We start from the raw sequence: 18,812 nt of genomic DNA, 5'->3' as shown, positions 1-18,812 counted from the left end.
GTTAGACGCCCAGCCAAACACGCAGGGATGCCAGCGGTTTACGCAGCAGATAAACGAATAGCACCGTGCGTTTCCCGTATAACTTAGCCGTACCTTTCAGGCCTACGCGCAGCAGTGGGTCATCCTGCGTAAAACGCGCCCGCAGCCGATAGGCCATCACATTATCCGGCGTCGGCGCAGCGCGATAACCAATCTGTTCAAGCCGCGCTTCCTGTGCAGAATTCGGTGCAACATTGAGGAACAGGCGGACATCCGCGCCATTTTCCAGCGCAATCGCATCCGCCGCAGGCAACTGAATTTCCAGCTCCACATCGTGCGGATCGGCGATCATCATAATGCGCTCCCCGACCGCCACCGAGCGCCCAATCCAGTCACTGGCGTCATCAAGAATCGCCACGCCGTCACGCGGGGAAACGAGCTGCATACGTTCCTGCTGACGTTGCAGAAAATCCATATCGCTCTGTGCCTGTTCTCGGCGGCTTTGCAGCACAGCCAGACTGGCTTTGCTGTTAGCATCGAACAACGCCTGCTGCTGCGCCTGACGGTACTGGGCATCGGCAGTGGCAAAAGACTGCCGCGCCGATTCCAACCGATTTTCCAGTTCGCGCACGTCCAGCCGCACCAGCGGTTGGTTAGCGCTAACGGTTTGATTGGGCCGAACCAGAATGTCATCCACCACACCCGCCACGGGCGCGCGTACCATAACCGGACGGTGCGCGACGATCTCCGCCGGAGCCAGCACCGACTGGCGAACCGGGATCAATAAGATCAGCACCAGCGCGATCGCGGCGGCAAGGATCAGGCGGCGTCTGGCCGGCGGCGTTTTCGATGGGCGACGACGCACTTTGCACAGGCTTGACCACGCATGCGCGTAGGCGTCAGCCAGTTTTTCCAGCAGCACGATTTCGGCAGGCAGCCATGCGCTGTCGCGTGCTAACACCAGCACCAGCGGCGCATTCCCCTGAGCGACACGCAACGGTAACCAGAGTAAAAATTCCGGCAAATGCTCCTGCCATAGAACCCGATCGTCAGCAGGCAACTCTTGGCATTGCAGCACCTGTGTTTGGCGTCCTTCCTCCTGCCACTGGCGGCACAGGCGGCTAAATTCGGTGCAAAACGGCGCGTTGTGATCGAGCGAGGCCAGCCCGGAAGCTGCCTGCAAGCGTCGTTTGTCGCAGTCCCACAGCAGCGCCTGCCGATACTTCACCAGATGGTGCGTTTCATTGACGATGAAAAACGCCAGTTCATCCAGCGTTTCCCGCGCTCTGGCACGGCTTTGCAACTGCAATAGCTCGGCCAACAGCGCCAGTCGGGTATCCTGTTCGGTTGCTGCTGCTGCCGTTGTGTTCCGATCGGTCATGGCGATACGCTACCTGCTGCGTCAGGCGGTGCAATCTGCGCGACGCCGCTCATGCCCGGCAGTAATCCTGCGGTGGATTGCGTAATCCGACCAAAGGCCTTCACCGACTGACTGACCGGATCGATCGCTGACGAAAGGCGGCTGATTTCAGCCGGATAGCTCAGGCCGGTTTCATCCAGCGTGACCTGGAAAGCGCTGCCCTGCTTTAACCACACTAACCAACGCGACGGCACGATCATTTCCAGCTCGAACGCGCTGTCATCATAAATCGCCAACAGCTCTTTCCCTTCAGGCACGGATTCCCAACGCTTGACCTTGGTTTCCGTTACGCGACCAGAGAACGGAGCTTTAATGACGCAGCGTTGCAGCATGGCGCGATTGACACCGCTTTCTGCCTGCGCCATCGACACCGACGATCGTGCCTGATCGACATCCGACAGGCTGATCGAATTGAGCTTATCCAACCGATCGGCAATCGCCAGCTTCTTACGCGCGGCATTCTCTGCGGCATTCGAGTAGTTCAGTTTTTCACGCAGCACGGTGCAATCAAACGTTACCAGCGTGTCACCCTGTTTGAAGTGTTCGCCCTCCTTCACTGCAATATCCGTCACTTTCCCGGCTATTTCGCTGGATAACACGGTGTAACGCTGTGCGCTAAGCTGCACACGAATGTCTCCTGTGGTCGCAGCCTGCCCCCACAGGGGCAGACTTAACGCACTCACCAGTAACAGCGGACGCATCATGCAGACAGCCATTAACGCGAGCCTCCCGCCTGTAGAGATTGCAGGTTGTCCCACATATCCGTGTTCACCACGCGATAGGGTTTCCCCGTGTTAGCCGATGGCGTCACGGCAACAGGCGTGACGGGCTTCGTTGCAGATGGAGCTATTATGGTAGAAGCCGTCGTGGTGGCAGGCGTAGCCGGTGTTGACAGGGACAGACGCGGCACCGCAACACCGCCTTTTTCAAGATTCCCCGTGGTGCGGGCAATCGAGCTGCTCAGTGCGGCCAGACTGACATCGTTCACGTTATCCGGCAGCACATCCAGCCCGGCAGCCTGATACACCGCGCCCAGCGAGTTCTGCACGTCGGCAAAGCTACGGTCGCGCGCGCGGGTCGTCAGAATGGTTTCCGTACTGACGCGTACCTGCTCCATCTGCGTTTCGGCACGATGCTGTACGCTGAGCGTGGTTTGGTTCAGGATGCCGCGCTGGATCCGCGCCAGTTCCTGATAGCGACCGAACATCCACGTGCTCTGCTGGTATTCTTGCCAGGCTACATTCACCTGCGTCAATACCGCCATGCGCAACGCCTGACGACGGACTTCTGCCAGATCTTCATTCGCCTGTCCGGCACGTTTAACCGATGACCACGACAGCACGTTCAGCAGGTTGCCGCTGACCTGAACGCCCGCATTCGCCCACTGGTGATTAACCAGATAGCTGTTGCTATCGCCGTTGATACCGGCAAATAACGACACACCCGGCAGCAGACGCAGCAGCGATTTACGCGTTTCCAGTACGCTGTTGCGTGCCAGATAGTTCTCTTCACGCACTTCCGGACGTTTCACCATCGAGAAGTTTTCCAGATCGTCGAGCGAGTAGGCCATCTTCGGCGCTACGAGACTGCTTTCACTCGGCACGACAACATCATATTTGCTGGACGGCGGCAGGTTCATCAACGCCGCCAGACGGGATTTCGCCACCACCAGATCGCTGTCGACAATTTCCAACTGGCGCACCATCTCCAGCATATTTTTCTGGAAACGCAGCGCTTCAACCGGTGCAAGCAGACGCTGCTGTTCGGTCTGACGCGCGTATTCCAGCGCCTGACGTGCTTGCGTCAACGAAGTAGTGACTTCCGGCTGCAAACGCTGCGCCGTTGCCGCTTCCCAATAAGCGGTACGCACCTGACGGGTAATATCTGCCACCACGCGACGACGACGTTCTTCCGCCGCCAGAGATTTGTTAGCCTGCACTTTGGCATTGAAATAACTGATACCGAAGTCCAGCACATTCCAACTCATCGTCAAATCGGCGGTGCGCATGGTCTGATCCTGACTGGTGGACGCTTCCAGCGACTGTCGGCCCGTAGTGACCGACTCGCTGCTAGAGCCCGCTACGTTGTCGCGGGTTTGTAGCCCGGCGCGCGCGGTCAGTTTCGGTAACAGCATGTCCAGATTCTGTACGCCCAATAGGTCATCTTCCATCGCTTGTTCCAGCAGCGCGACCCGCTGTTGCAGGTTATATTTCAGCGCACGGGCAATGGCCTCATCCAGCGTGATCGTACCGCGCACCGGTTCCTGATTGGCGAACATCTGTGTTCTGTCGCTTAGCGCCTGTGCAACCTGCTGTTCAACCGTTACCGGTTCTGGTTTGACGGCACAGCCAGCCAATCCCAGACAGGCGAGGGTCACCGCGATCCGTAACGCCCGGGAACCTGTGGAGCGTGGTCTAGCCTCGCGTTGAACGTTCTGCTGCTGACTGTCGTGTTGCTGGCTATCCCAGAAATGCGCTATGTGCTGATTCACCCGGGTTCTCCCCATCTTCTATTTGTCTGGTCCCTTCATCTTGCAGGCGGTAGATTGATTACCACCTGCAAGCGCCCGGGTTAGTGGTTATACCCGTCATACTTCAAGCTGCTTGTGCGTTGGCTGCCCTTGCTCACCCCAGTCACTTACCTGAGTAAGCTCCTGGGGATTCGTGCAGTTGCCGCCTTCACGCAACTCGAATTATTTAGGGTATAAGTAAATAAAATCTCGTCTTAATATTCAGCCTACGTGTGCTATGTACGCAGGCTGCTCAACTCACTGAGCGCCGCCAGCAGTTCATCCTGTTCAGGCTGATGCTGACGCAACTGTTCGGTAAAAGCGGTTTTCCCCGCTGGCGCTAACCGTTCAACATCCCAGTTTTCAATGGGGAGGGAAGGCGATTGCATCGCGCCATGGTCAGTAGGCATCGCTGCGCCATCGCCCTGTCCGGTTTGCAGCGTGATTGGCACCGTCCGGCTGGTGCCGTCTGAGGCTTGAGCTTTCAGCGCCAGTTGGACCTGATTCACCTGCAATGCACTGGCATCGGTAATGCGTACCACGCCGCTGCGGGCATCAAACTGTATCCACGCAGGCAGTGGACGCCCATTCGCCAGTTGCAGCGTCAGCGTGGCATTGCCTTCACGCACGCTGAACATGCGCTGCGGCAAGCTAAAGGCGAGTGCGCCGGAGGCATCCGGCCGTAACGCGCCCTGCACGCTGCTAAACGCCGACTCCAGCGCCGTTGTCTGACCGCGCACGCTCAGGAACAGATTGGAATCCGCCGGAGAGACTGCCGTGCTATCGCGCACGACAGTGCTAGCACGAGAAGAGAAATTGACCTGATCTAGCGTCGGCATCAGCTGCGACATCACGGGATCGAGCACCCACGGGGCATCAGACTGGCGCGCCGTATCAGCATCGCGCTGACGCACAGGCTCAGCAGTTATGTTGGTCGGCAGCGGTTGAACATCTGGACGAGACAGGTCGGCGACAATCGCGCTCAGCGGCTGTTCGCGATCTCTTTCGTTCGAATCAACAGGCAGGCTTACGCCCTGCTGCACAAGGATGACCGGTGCCGCTGTGGTGGTGTTATCAGGATTGACCGGCTCCGTTGGTATGCCGGGGTCGACTGGTGTGCCGGGATCGACAGGCGTCGAGGCGGTATTGACCGTCAGTGCCACATTCAGCGCCGTCACGTTGCCCACGCTGTCCGTGGCAATAATCGTCAGGTTGAATGTTCCCGATACGGTCGGATCGCCGCCGATCGTGCGCGTTGCGGCATCAAACGTCAGCCCGTTCGGTAGACCGTTGATCGACAGCGTCAGTGCATCATTTTCCGCATCGCTGAACAGGCTATCGGGCAAGGAGTAAGACCAGCGGGTACCAACCTGTGCGGCTGGCGGAGTGAACTGCTCAGCATGACCAACAGGCGGCAGGTTGCTCTCTCGTAGCAACGTAACACCGAGCGTCTGCGCGGTGGAATCGGCTTCGCCATCATTGAATACCAGCGTCAACGACACCGCGTTTCCGGTCAGTGGAGCGCTCGTCGCCCAGCTAATCTGGCGGGCCAGCGTCGTCGCATCTGCACGAGAAATGGCTGCGGTGAAGGTTACAGTCAGTTTGCCGTCCACCTGCGTGAAGGTCGCAACCGCTTGCCCTTCTTGGCTAATCACGCCATTCGCCAACGTGAAACCCTTGCCAGCGGAGAAGTCGAAACGATCGCTTGCAGACGCCGCTTCACCACGCTGTAGCGTGATCGACGCCCCCTGATAATTTCCTTCCCCACCGTTCGATGCATCCAGTTCCGCATCATTGAGTATGATGGCTGGTGCGACGATGACCGCTGAACCATCGATACGGTAAACCGGCAGGCGAGATGATTCACCCAGCGCCGTTACGCCGCTGCCAGCTGCAATCAGGCTACCGTCAACCGGCAGCAGATGAGTGAAACCCGCACCGCCACTGACCTGCGTATCGAGCGCTATCAGCGCTTGATCGTTCAACACATAGCGAGTGAGCGAACCATCGTCTTTCGTAACATACAGCACTCGCGCATCCGCAGAGAGGGCAATATCACTCACCGAGCCTTCTGCTGCGACACGAGCAAGGTGCGTGAAGGTTCCCGTTGCCGTATCCAGCGCAAAGGCATCGATCTGCCCTGCGCTGGCGACAAAGACACTGCGTCCATCGGCGCTGACCGTTATCTGTTCCAGTCCAGAGAGCTGCACGGTATTATCCGAGGCATCGATAAAGTCGCGGGTGTACCCCAATAGCGTCGGCTCGCCGTTGTCACCACGCGTATACACAATCAGTGATGAACCACTGCTGGTATTCGTCGTCACAAATAGCAGATTGCCGCGGCTGACCAGCTCACTGGGTTGCCATAGGTAAGGCTCACTCCACATCCCCCCCTCGATCAATCCAACATAATCGAGTTTGCCTGTTGCCGCATCGCGGCTAAACCAGAGAAGGTTGTAGTTGTTGATGACATACAGCGTCTTGCCATCTTCCGACAACGTAATATTTTTTACGTCCCAGAGGTTGCCTTCGAAACGATTCGTTTCTCCCTCATTAAGCGTTTCTTTATGCTCCAGATTGCCCTCAGCATCACGGCTAAACCAAACAATTGCGTTGCCGTCGGCACGCAGCGCATACACGCTATTGCCCTCGGCAGAAACCTGTAGCTGACTTATCCCCTGAACACCGTCTACGGCGGAAAAAGTACGCACATAGGTTAATTCACCGCTATTCGCGTCACGCTGGAATAAGGCAATCGCCCCTTTATCATCGCTGACATACACCGCCAACCCATCTGCCGTGCGGGCAGCAGCCGTCACCGTGCCCAGCCCGGTAATCGCGGTATACGCATTCACCAAACGCAATTCATCGGCAGAGAGCACCGGATCGTTCGCCACCACAGGCGTGTCATTGATAGCGGTAATCGCCACTGACAAGGCAGTGATCTGAGACACCAGATAGCGATCGGATAATGTTACCGTCACCGCGACCTGTGCGGCGGGCGTATGGCTGTCGCTGGCGTAGGTAATCTGACGCAGCGTGTTCTGCACGTCTTCCGTGGTGGGGATCGTGCCTGCATTGCTATTGAAGTGAATCGTCAACACGCCGTCTTTATTGCTGACCTGACCAATCGCCACACCATCTTTCTGAAGCGTATCACCCGATAATGTCAGGCTGTTACCAGCACCCAGACTCAGCTTATCCAGCGCCGTTTTACCCTCGCCCAGCGTAATCTTCAGCGTCGCGCCGTCGTAGTTGCCTTTACCGTCGTTGAGCTTGTCCATCTGTGCATCAGACACCGTTGCGTCAGGTGCCAGCACGACAGGTTCGGCGCGTTCGGTATACGCGGGAGTTGTAGCCGGAACCGTGATAACCGGCGCGGTATTGGCTTCCGCCGCAGGTACCAGCGTCAGCGTAATGGTTTGTTCCAGAGTGGTTTCCGGGGCGCTGCCGCTATAGTTATTTTCCTTGACCATTAGGGTAACGTGGCGTTCCCCGCTGGACTCGCTGCCCAGATAGTTGTAGCCGATGCTGTCAATAATCTCGGCAGTACCGCTACCGTCTTTCCCGACATACAGGAGAACCGTGGCTTTACCGTCTTTCACTTCAACGGAATATTGCAATCCACTGGCTGTGCGCGGTGTACCGTTGGATTTTTCGAGCACGATCGTGCTGCCATCGACGCTGATCGTCTCATTTGGCCCTGAGACATCAAACGTCAGCACCACCTGCCAGATAGTTTGCCCACTCTCGACGGTGTCGATATGCGTATCTTTAAACAGCTTAACGAACTCGCCGTTGCCTGGGATTTGTGGATTCAGCACCGTCGTATTCAGTACAGCCGGATCGTTTACGCCAACAAGATTAACCGTCACGTCCATCGTAGCGACGTTATTGTCGCCATCATTGATGCTGAAGGTGAAGGCCGGTGACGATCCCGCGTGTTCTGGATCCGGACTGGTATTGTGGTAGGTGATCTGCCGTAGCACATTCTGCGCATCGGCCTTTGTCACCACAGCCGTAAAGGTCACCGTCAACACACCATCAGCCTGCGTAAAGGTGGCAATAGTGGTGCCATCTTTGACGATATTATTACCGTCCAGTGCCAAGCCGTTATAGGCCTTAAAGCCAAAGATATCTTCCGGTAGCCCGCCTTCTTGTCGGCCTACCGTGATGCTCGCACCGCTATAATTACCCGCACCGTTATTTAACGCATCTAACTGCGGATCGGACAAACGACCTGATGGCAGTAGCACCGTTGCGTCAGTATCTTCGGTGTAGGTAGCACTGGCAGTACCGACATTCAGCACATGGATCTTATCGCCGCCAATCAGGTACAGCTGCTTGCCGTCTGCACTCAATTCCACGTTTTGCAGATCAGAGAAGGAAATATTGAGCGGGCTATCCCAACTGCCGCTAATCGTGTGCTTCAACGTCAGGCTGCCATCTTCAGCACGAGAGAAAACAGAAATATTCTTGCCAATTACGAACAGCGACGTGCCATCAGCAGAAACCACCAGACTGGTTGCCAGCGCTTCACCGGTATCGCCCCCATCATCGGTAATTGGCGTTGTATCCGTAAGCGTCAGTGCCCCATCGGCACCTACCGTTATCGTATTGAGTGTGTACTGAATTCCATCAGCATTAATCGCATATAGCGTTTTGCCATCAGGCGAGAGGGCGAGCCCATTGATGTCATACTCGCTCGTTCCACTAATCTGGCCGACCTGAGACAACGCGCCTTGTGCATCAATACTGAATGCGGTGACACCAACCGTACCGCCTGAACCCGACACGAACAGATAACGTCCGGTTGGATCAAGAACAAGACGGCTCGCCCCGATCAAATTATCGGTCTGGGAAACTGACGTCAGGCTGCCGTCCACCCCGCGCTTAAACACCAGCACGCTACGCGCATCTGTATCGCTGTCAGACTGCGCGGCCGTCAGGTAGAGGTAATCGCCCTGAGAAACAATGTGAGAACGCACATCCAGCGAACGACCATCCAGTTCAGCCGAATCAAGGACGCCAGCCTGCGTCAGCTCACCGTCGCTACCAACGCGGAAGATCGTTACCGCATTGCCTTCGCTACCCACCACATACAGGTACTGCCCATCAGCGGACAGAATGACGTCTGACGCGCCGGCCAATCCGGCATTGTCCACAACGTTATCGTTTTGCCCTGTCTCATCGTTATAAACAGAGCGGTAGTTAAAGAAGGTTTTCGACAGGGTAAATTTGCCTTCCTCATTGCGTACAAAAATGCTCAGTACCGCAGATCCCCCCTCAGGTGAACTCACGACATAGAGGGTTTTCCCATCCGCAGCCAGCGCGCTGTCTTTTACTCCGCTCAGCACATCGACATAACTATTGGAGTCATAACCATCAAGGCCGTAATCATTCTGAAGGGCGCTCGACTCACCGCCAATCACTGGCATTTGTGCGAGAACGGATGTCATGGTTAGCGTAAGCGTCTGCTCCGCCTCTGCACCTGATTCATCGGTCACTATCACGGTAAGAGTAAAGGCTCCTGCGCCATTAAGCGCTGGCGTACCGGAAATCGTGCGGGTTGTGGAATCGAAGGTTAATCCATCAGGAAGACCGTTGACCCGCCACGTCAGTGCGCCATTTTCAGGAGCTCGGAACAGATTTTCTGGCAATACGGCACTATATGACTGTCCTGCTGTACCAGACGGCGGGACGTACCCCACGTTATCCACGATCGGCGCTTTGTTCTCCACCAGCGTCAACAGCAGGCTGGTATCCTTAGCACCATCGCTCAAGGTGATCTTCAGTGGAATCGATGCGCCAGCCGTATCACCATCATTACGATAGGTAATCTGATGCAGAACCTGATTGGCGACCGCTTTCGTAGCACTTTCGGTAAACACAATAGACACCGCACCATCACTCACATTGAAGGTAGCAATGGTCGCGCCCTGATACTGAATCTCGCTGCCGGACAGCGTCAGATCGCTTCCATTCTGGAAAGCGAAGTGGTCATTTGCCGATGCTTCACCATTGCGACTAATGACGATCGATGCGCCTTTGTAGTCATCAGCGGCGTCCAACTCCTGGTCTGACAGCGTAACGCCCGTGGCAAACGGTACATCCGCCGTCTGGCTATAAGGTGCATTTGCCGCTGCGGTGAACACGTTTAGCCCCGCAAAAAACGTACTGACGCCCGCATAGATATTTTTACCATCTGCACTAACAGCGAGGTGGTTGACGGTGGCAACCGAGAGCTCAACACTATTACGGTACGTTAAGGCACCAGAATCTGCGTCGCGGGCGAAGACCAGCAGTGACTTACCGCCGAACGCCGCAACATACAGCGCTGAACCATCCTGAGAGAGAATAATTTCGCGCAGTGATGTCGCACGTAGCTCAGCAGGAACATGGCTTTCACTGTTGTATAAATCCATTGTCCCCGCGTAGGTCAGCGCCCCTGTGTCCCCATCACGGCTGAAAATTGAGACGGTACCCTGCGTATTTGACGACACATAAACAAAACGGTTATCGGGTGAAATAACGATATCTTGCAGCGCGGTGAGGTAACGATCGTCCTTCGGAATGTCTGCGCTATTCGTATCAGCTGCGATCGTACTTTTATTAATCGTGGTGACATAGCTCAGGCTGCCCGTATCCGCATCACGCGACAGTACGGTAATGCTGTTGTTCCCCAGATTAGAGATATAGGCCGATTTACCATCGCTGGACAGCACAATGCCGCTTGGGCTTTTCAGTGGAATGGTATCGCTACCAACCAGCGAGCCGACAAACGCCAGCGCACCGGAAGTGGTATCGCGCGAGAAGAAGGTAACAGCATTTTTACCGGTAGAACCATCAACTGGCGTCACACCATTAATGGTATATAGCGAGGTGCCGTCGTCGGACACCACGATCTCGGAAACCGCCGCATCCAGGCCGCTAACGCCATTCACGTCCTGTGTGGCGACGATGCCGACATAGCTCAGCTGTCCCGTCGTCGCATCGCGGCTAAACTGCACCAGCGAGTAGGCGCTACCGCTACCGCCCGCCACATACACGCTGGAGCCGTCTTTCGACTGTGCCAGCGTGGTGAGGGTATTCAGTCCGTTAACTTCAATCACAGGGGTGGACGGATCGTCCTGTTCGCCCTGCGTGAAACTTTGTAGCAGCGTCAGCTTGCCGGTTTCCGCATCACGAGCGTAAACGCGCAGGTAGGTCTTGCCGCCGTTATTGTTCCCTTCACTGCCGGTGACCAGCAGGGTTTTACCATCCTGAGAAACGCCGATCGCCGAGACGCGCTCGTTGTAGTCACTGAGCTTCCCATCGTTGTAAAACAGCGCAGCATCGGGGGAATAGGTCGCCTCGATCGTTGGCAGTTCGTTGAAGGCCAGATTGACGCTGCCGGATACCAGCAGCGTCGCGGTATCGCTCCCGCCATTGGCGGTGCCGCCGTTATCCTGCAACTCGGTTAGCGTAATGGTACGCAAGCCGCTGGCGCTGGTGCTCTCTTTGCCAGCCGAGTAGCTCAGGCCATCGACCAGCTTCATCATCGCCATGCTGCTGATGCCCTGAGCATGACTCAGCACCAGTGAAGATTCATCACTCAGGGCGTTATAGGTGTAGCTATACTGGTAACCGCTCACCGTGGTGCCCGAACTGTCTTTGCTCAGGTCGATGACAGTGCCATCCACCGTCAGGTATTCCTGATGCGGGTTGTTTAGGCCATCAATACCTATCGACAGTTTGGTCAGTGCCTGTCCGGCTTCCCCGGTGTTGATCGCCGTATCTTTGAATAGTGTGACGGATGCGCCACGCGTATCCAGCGTCAGGTTGCTTCCGCCCTGGCTAACCAGCGTTGGCGCACTATTGGCGGTCAACAGCAACGCGACAGTGGTCACCGTGCTGTTCAGCTCTCCATCGTTCGCTGTCACCGTCAGCACTACCGCGTCGGTGGTGCTCTGGCTGCCGACATTGTGGTAGGTAATCTGTTTCAGGACAGCATTGGCGGTTTCTTTCGTCACATCAGCGGTAAAGGTTACGCTGAGCGTGCCCTGACTCTGTGCAAAGGTGCCAATTTCTGCACCTGCTTGCAGAATTTTTCCGTCTTGCAGCGTCAGGCTGTTACCTGCACTCAGGCCGAATTGATCGTCTGCGGAAGGCGTTTCACGACCGATAGTCAGTGTGGCACCGTTATAGTTACCTGCGCCGCCGTTTAACACATCCAGATTGCTATCCGAAAGCGCAATATGATCGGCAAACGGTAAGTCGCTGCCATAGAGATAAGTGCGTAACGCGCTAAAGCGCTGAATCGCCTCGCCAGCAACCAGCAGTGATTGCCCATCTGGCGACAGCACCATGCCGCGCGTATCGCCAATATCCTTAATCTGGCCGCTTTCGCTTAGCGCACCCGTAGAGGCGTTGACGCTGTAAATCTGTAATGCACCTTCGCTGCTCAAGGCATAGAGCTGGCTACCGTCGGCGTTAAGATAGAGTGCGTTGACACCTTCCAGCGTTTTCGTATCCGTGCGGGTCAGCGTCTTCCCTTCAGTACCATCGCGCAGTTGATAGACGCTGATTTCACCGCTGTCAGGATCGGCGACGTAGATGAACTGCTGATCCTTCGAGATCGTCAGTTGGTAATCTACTGCGCCATAACCTTCCCCAGACGTTTCCAGCGTCGCGACAGAGGTTAATGTTCCGGTTTCACTCCGCTGGAAAACCGACAGCGTGTGCTTTGCCCCCATCCCCATCGTGACAACATAGTTACCGCTGCTCGCCACAATGCCGCTGCGATCGATTCCGCTCTCATTCACGCGCTGGAAGAATGTCAGGCTGCCCGTCGTCGCATCGCGAGTAAAGACGATCATGCCGTTCCATTGCGTAGTGACATAAACCTGAGTGCCATCGCTGGAGACAGCAAGTCCGGTAATATTGCCGTTTTGCACAGCAATCGTCTGGGTATATACCGGCAGCTCATCGCTGCCGCTGAGCCGAATTATCTGCCCATTGTCGTCAAGGCTAAGTGCGACAATATTGCTATCGCCCGTGATGGCATAAAGTGAACGATTGTCCGCACTCAGCGCGATGTCTTTCACATCCTTGAGCGCGCTGATATCACTCAGCGTTTGGCTCAACGTCAGTTTGCCATGCTCGCCAACGGTAAAGACACCCAGTGTGCCATCGATTCCTATGGCATAGGCACGCTCGCCATTATTGGAGTAACGCACGTCCTGTGGCGATTCCATACCGGGTACGATGATTAATTCGGCCAGTTCTGGCGCATCCGATGCAGACACCACGGGCGCCACATTGATCTTGCTGTCAACAGTGATAGTCGCGTGGATATTCAGGTCAGCAGTGTCGCTGTCGTCACTCAGGCTTTTCAGCGTTACCGTCACATCGCCGCCAGCCACGGTTTTATCGAGTGGTTTATAGGCGATACCGTCGATCAGTTTCGCAACGTCAGTAGGCTCAAATGCATCAGCAGATGACTCAATACTCACCGTGATGGTTGTCGTCGCGCCACTCACCGCAACGGTATAGCTGTATTGTCCATCACCCGCTGTTGTTTTTGCGCCATTAGCGGCTTCCAGCGTAATGTCAGTACCGTCGATGACGATTGCCTGATTTGCGCCCGTGCGGTTGACGGTAATCACGAGATCTTTCAGTTCCTGCCCGCCGTTATCCGCTGACACGCTAACGCCGCTGAACAGATCAATCGGTGCAAAGCTGTCGCTGGAATCGGTGATGGTGACCGTTGCCTTAACCGGCGTGGCATCGACGCCGGGCGCGGAATCCGTTGCCGCAACGGCAACGTGCGCAGCCACATCCACCGCAGTGACCACAGCAGCGGCATCAAACATCATGCGCGGTTCCAATACCCACGCCTGACGCGGCGTGCGCGTTAAGGCTGAACCAGATTTTGAGCGGGAAAAAGTCATCGTGTCATGTCCTGTAATAAAAGGGGCAAATCGCGTCATTCCTGGCTACATTCAGCAGTTATTCAACCAGCCGAACATAACCGCCCTCGGTTTCGATCTGGCCGGCAATACGATCCAACCGTTGAATCAATTGATCCTCAACGCCTTCTGCGCCGAAGCCTGAACCATCGATAAAGCTCATGCGTTTTTCGCCTTCAGTGCAGACCAGCAGGCCCGGCGTTGCCTCCGTGTCAAACAGGTTGCGGCCAAAGTCTTCAGGGTCGCCGGGGCGAATGCCGACAAAATAAAATTTGATGTTCCGCGCACGGAAGCTGGAGCACAGATCGCGGAAGCGCTGCTGTGCGAACTCGCGTGCGACATCTGATCCGGTGCTGCCAGAAAACTGATTACGCTTGAAGTTGTAGCCATCGGTGTCGAACCAGTTACCAATCGTGTTGGCCATCATCACGATCACCTTTTGCCCATCACCGTTGCCGTCCAGATTGAAATCCAGCGGCAGCTTGGCATCGCCCCAGCCGTCTGAACCGCGCATATTTGGCGACAGCGCAGCGCCCGCCCACGACATGCCGATGGCGTAGTTCACGTTAAAACGGGCAGAAAATTGCTCTATACGCTGATTCAGCCTGCTTTCTTCGTTGGTCAGCGGCATCAGTGCCGCGTTAGGGCACCCACGGTCTGCCACAATAAAGCGGGTATCCACGGCATTGGAGTTGTTATCCCACGGATAGAGGTCGGGATTCGGGCCGCGCCAAGAGATCGGCGGTGCGCCGGGGCTGCCGTTTTGCGGCAAGTCGTGACGGTAGTAAATGCTGAATTGGCCGGCAGGCGGCTCATCCCAGAAGAAGTTTTCCTCTCGACCCAGCCCACGATACATGCACAGCAGGTTAGCGCGGCGATCGGGGAAACGACGGTCGGCGAGGCTACTGACAACGCCACTGGCAAAGAGCGAACGCAGCTCCGGCGGGTTCAGTGCACTCGGCGTAGACCAGCGGCGAATGCGATTCGCATCTTCTGCGTCGTACACGTTCACGGACTGGCTGTACGGCACCAGCGATAGCCACAGGTTGTCACGTTTACCGTCCGCGCTGCTCAGCATGCGTTCGACAAACGAGCGGCTGACGCTTTTCAGCGAGCGGATATCCCCCTCACTCATATCGCCTGTCACTGGCATGACAAGAGCAATTTCGGTCGGACGGTTGATGACTTCCGAGGTCGAATACACTTCCTGCTTCTTTGCGCCCAGGCTCAGCAGGCTAGGCTTGGTTTCAAAGGCGGCAGTAACGGTATAGGTTTTACGTGTGGCACTGTTGCGCCCTTCAGTAACGGACACATCACTCGCCACCAGTTTTTCACTCAGGGCCTTATTCATCCCCAGATTGTTTTTGACGTATTCATACGCCAGCTTATTCGTGTCTTCCTGACTGTATTCTTCGCCATTAATGGTCGCCTGATGCCCGACTGCGAGCGCGGCGGCATCCGTCGCACGTTTGATCTGCGTCGCATCGCCGGTTGCCGTCGAGGTATCGACGATAAAAGCCGCCGTCACCAATAACGCCATCGCACCCAGCGCATAGAATGCCGTGCCTGCACCCTTTTCCTGATGAACAAAGGCAGACAGGCGCTCACGTAAGAACAGCGTTATTCCGGTATCGTCTTTTTTTACGCTTCTGTTCTGTAAGGTTTTTTTCATCAATTCCTATCCTGTATACCTAGATTCAGCACGTACTCAACCCGCCCATAAAACGGGAAAATAAAAACGACATTGCTCATATGCCTATTTGTCTTAATTGTTTCGTTATTTCGGTAACGAGACACTCGCTGCCGTTTGCGGTCTATGTGCCGCTTCTGTATCTGTATATACGCCGGTTATTACTGATCTTCTTCCTCTAGCCGAGCCTCTTTTCTGAGTACCTCGTCCAGTTCAACCACGTTGATAGCAACCCGACTGACTGACGACGCGTGCAGCAGACCGCCCAGCGACATGCCGCCCAGCAGGCTCACGTCTTTACCCTGACGGCAAATCTCGACCACTATCATGGAGGTCGTCTTACTGCCTTCCTCACGATCTCTTTCTGGCAGTTCAGGGAGATACTCTTCACCTGGCAGTGTTTCACTGTCCACACACAGCGCTTCTGCTGTGCCTCTGCTCAACTGCCAGTACAGTTCACCAGTCTGGCGCACGTTGCTGATTAACAACTGATAGTTTCCTGCACCTTCCGTTGGCAATATCGTATCGAGCAGCCCTTTTAGCCCTTTTTCATCCAGCTTCTGCTGCATCGCTAATATTGACGCAATGGCACCCGCTCGCTGTTCCATGCGCGTACGTTCCAACCCTACGGTGTAGAGATCCGCACACAGCGACCCTATCGCTAGCACAATCGGAAACGCCAGCGCCGTTTCTACCGCAATAGAAGCGCGGCGAGAAAACCAGAAGCGACGGAGCCCGCTCAGGAAGCGATTGTTTTTCAATACATGACTGGTTTTCAATAAGCGATCAGTCATTGCGCAGTTCCGTCCCAAACACATGCTTGTATTGATAGCGGAAAGTGTCCCCCAGCGTTAACACTTCAGGCAGCGGCGTAATGAACGCTTTTTTGATCTGCACCGTCACGGACCACACCGGTAGCGTCGTCGTTTCTTCGCCATTGGGGTTGTCCTGACTGCTATTGCCGTTCGTCAGCCCGCCAAGCTGAGTCAAATTGTCGAAGTGCAACACGCTAACCGTTAAATCATCTTCCTTGAGGTAGCCGTATCCCGCTTCAACCATGCGCGCCTTTAGCCGCGTTCCCATCTGTTCCGCACTGTCCGTAACGAGGTTATCAAGACGAAACGTCTGCACGGCTTTATCCAGCGCGGCGCTGCCAACGGCAATCACCAGCCCGATACGAGCCAGTTCAAACAGCATCATCACCCCGACCAACACCACCGGCACCAGAAATGCCACTTCCGTGGCAATCACGCCGCGCGTGCTGCGCCAATTGCGTTCATGGTGTGGCACGATTCCTTGCATTATGCCTTTCTTACGCCACGGGTCGCGATTACGGAGCCACACCATTACTCAGGTGCACTCAATTGCAGACGTTGACGGCTGGACAACAGCAGCGCTTCACCACGGGATTTATCCTTCTGCATCTGCTGTAAACGCTGATTCAGCTCGTCCATTAAGCCATCAATACGCTGCGGCTGTGCAATGGTCGCCAGCGCCGAACGCGCTTCATCGTCTCTGCCACCAGAAAGGTAGGCCAGCGCCAGATTCAGCCTGCTGGTTGCGTTGCTCTCATCCACCGAACGCAGCAGAGAAATCGCTTTGTCCGTATTGCCACTCGCCAACCATGACAGCGCTAGATTGTTAAGTGCTGCAACATCGGCTGGGTTCACCTGCAATGCTTTTTCAAACAGTTGACGCGCTTCTGCGTGTTTGCCTGATGCATCCATCACCACGCCCATGCCATTGAGTGCGCCAGCGTCATTCGGCTGTGCTTTCAGCGCACAGGCAAAGTCGGTTTGCGCCATCGCATTACGTCCTAGAGCCAACTGTGTACGCCCCATACCCAGACACACCGCCAGCGCTTCTCCCGGTGTCATTTTGTTGGTATCACCGCCCAGTGCCTGACGTGCTCGTCCGTATAGCTCCAACGTCTGCTGTGGCGAACGTGCCAGAGCCGCAACGCTGGCGTATTCCAGCATTTCAGCCCCTTTCAGCGCATCACGACTGTCGAGGCGCGCGTACACTTCCGTCGCGGCTTCAACACGCCCTTGATCGCGCAGCAGACGTGCCAAACGCAGGCCTTCATCCTTGCTGCCTTTAATCGCCGTCGAGCTGCTGCATCCCGCCAGCACGGTACTGACAATCAGCAGGGCCAGCATGGGCGCGCCGCGCTTGAGTTTTGCTACCAGATCGACCATCTTCGATAACTCCATCGGTTGTAACCTTGGTAATTTCCGGCTAACACCGGGAATCAATGTGTTTAAAAAAACTTAAAATCAATATGTTGAAAGTAAAAAGCTATTGCGCCAGCAGGCGGATCACTCGCACCAGCGCGGGTGATGCCATAATCGCGATAATCGGCGGCAGGATCAGCGCCATCAGCGGCACGCTCAGTTGTGCAGGCAATTTCCCGGCCTTCTCTTCCAGCCCCAAAATCAGCGTCTTTCGGCTTTCATCTGCAATCGTACGCAGCGCCTGAGACAGCGGTGTACCGTAGCGCTCCGCCTGAATCAGTGTCGCCACCATGCTTTCGATCTCACTGACCCGTGTACGCTCTGCCAAATGCTTCATCGCCAGCGTACGATCCGACAGGATCTGTAATTCGGCAGCGGTGTAGTGCAGTTCATCCGCCATTTCCGGCGAAGATAGCCCTAACTCCTTCGATACCACCTGCAATACGCGTCCGATAGGCAGCCCAGCCTCAGCGCAGACCACCATCAGATCCAGTGCATCCGGCACTGCGCGTGCCAGCTTTTCCCCCCGACTTGCTGCACGCCATTTCAGCCACCACTCCGGCACCATAGAGCCGACAAAGAAGCCAATGAGACCTGCCGCTACGCCCGTCAAACCTGCACGGTCAGCAGGTGGCAACCATCCCCACACCAGAGCGATAGCGAGCAACGCCCCAGCAGCAAATTTCCCCATCACCAGCCAGCCCACCGCTTCGTTACGGCGAAGCCCTGCGAGATCCAGCAGGCGGCGTAGATTACGGCGATCGCGATCCGATCCCGACAGGCGTTCGCCCTGCGTGGCGAGAGGCTGCAACAGTTTTTCCAACAGGGGGGATAATGACGTTCCCTGGCCTCTCAGGATGTTATCCTGAGAGGCCGCCTCTATAGAGGCGCTGGGTAAATGCCCACGCATGCGAATTTCCAGCTGTTTGTATTGCTGGATTTTATGTTGTGTACGGGCCAGATAGATTCCAGCCACCATCAGCACTAGCGCCAACAGCAGTAAGGGATCGTCAAAAACAGTCATGAGTGG

General features: G+C 55.8%; 9 protein-coding genes. All 9 read right to left on the bottom strand.

All coding sequences use genetic code 11. The features are described from left to right. Position 1 precedes the first annotated feature (1 nt). The 9 genes from GZ59_RS03430 to GZ59_RS03390 all read right to left on the bottom strand — a co-directional run bounded on the left by GZ59_RS03430 (position 2) and on the right by GZ59_RS03390 (position 18,806). Positions 2 to 1,360 carry an efflux RND transporter periplasmic adaptor subunit gene (locus GZ59_RS03430; RefSeq protein ID WP_039290080.1) on the bottom strand — a complete coding sequence of 453 codons (1,359 nt, stop codon included), beginning with the start codon at positions 1,358 to 1,360 and terminating at the stop codon, positions 2 to 4. After that, on the bottom strand, positions 1,357 to 2,115 hold the full coding sequence (locus GZ59_RS03425) for an efflux RND transporter periplasmic adaptor subunit (protein WP_039290079.1): 759 nt from the start codon (positions 2,113 to 2,115) through the stop codon (positions 1,357 to 1,359). The genes GZ59_RS03430 and GZ59_RS03425 overlap by 4 nt, the downstream gene beginning before the upstream one ends. Beyond that, entirely contained in the window at positions 2,115 to 3,890 is a 1,776-nt protein-coding gene (locus tag GZ59_RS03420) for a TolC family protein (RefSeq protein WP_039290070.1), read from the bottom strand. The genes GZ59_RS03425 and GZ59_RS03420 overlap by 1 nt, the downstream gene beginning before the upstream one ends. A 254-nt stretch (positions 3,891 to 4,144) precedes the next feature. After that, a complete protein-coding gene (locus GZ59_RS03415; protein ID WP_039290069.1) occupies positions 4,145 to 13,840 on the bottom strand; it encodes a beta-propeller fold lactonase family protein in 9,696 nt (3,231 codons plus the stop codon). Positions 13,841 to 13,898: 58 nt separating this feature from the next. After that, the gene (locus GZ59_RS03410; protein ID WP_039290068.1) at positions 13,899 to 15,530 is read right to left on the bottom strand and encodes a Tad domain-containing protein; all 1,632 of its coding nucleotides are present in this window, start codon (positions 15,528 to 15,530) and stop codon (positions 13,899 to 13,901) included. 179 nt (positions 15,531 to 15,709) lie between these two features. Continuing rightward, positions 15,710 to 16,342 carry a TadE/TadG family type IV pilus assembly protein gene (locus tag GZ59_RS03405; RefSeq protein WP_039290067.1) on the bottom strand — a complete coding sequence of 211 codons (633 nt, stop codon included), beginning with the start codon at positions 16,340 to 16,342 and terminating at the stop codon, positions 15,710 to 15,712. Beyond that, positions 16,335 to 16,895 carry a hypothetical protein gene (locus GZ59_RS03400; RefSeq protein WP_039290066.1) on the bottom strand — a complete coding sequence of 187 codons (561 nt, stop codon included), beginning with the start codon at positions 16,893 to 16,895 and terminating at the stop codon, positions 16,335 to 16,337. Before GZ59_RS03400 ends, GZ59_RS03405 begins: the two co-directional genes overlap by 8 nt. Further along, a complete protein-coding gene (locus tag GZ59_RS03395) occupies positions 16,895 to 17,746 on the bottom strand; it encodes a tetratricopeptide repeat protein (RefSeq protein WP_011092402.1) in 852 nt (283 codons plus the stop codon). The genes GZ59_RS03400 and GZ59_RS03395 overlap by 1 nt, the downstream gene beginning before the upstream one ends. Positions 17,747 to 17,846: 100 nt before the next feature. Then, positions 17,847 to 18,806, bottom strand: coding sequence for a type II secretion system F family protein (locus GZ59_RS03390; protein WP_039290065.1), 960 nt, complete (start codon positions 18,804 to 18,806; stop codon positions 17,847 to 17,849). Positions 18,807 to 18,812: the final 6 nt, after the last annotated feature.

This window comes from Pectobacterium atrosepticum (assembly GCF_000740965.1).
GTDB classification, from domain to species: Bacteria; Pseudomonadota; Gammaproteobacteria; order Enterobacterales; family Enterobacteriaceae; genus Pectobacterium; species Pectobacterium atrosepticum.
This window is presented reverse-complemented; position numbering and strand designations above follow the sequence as displayed.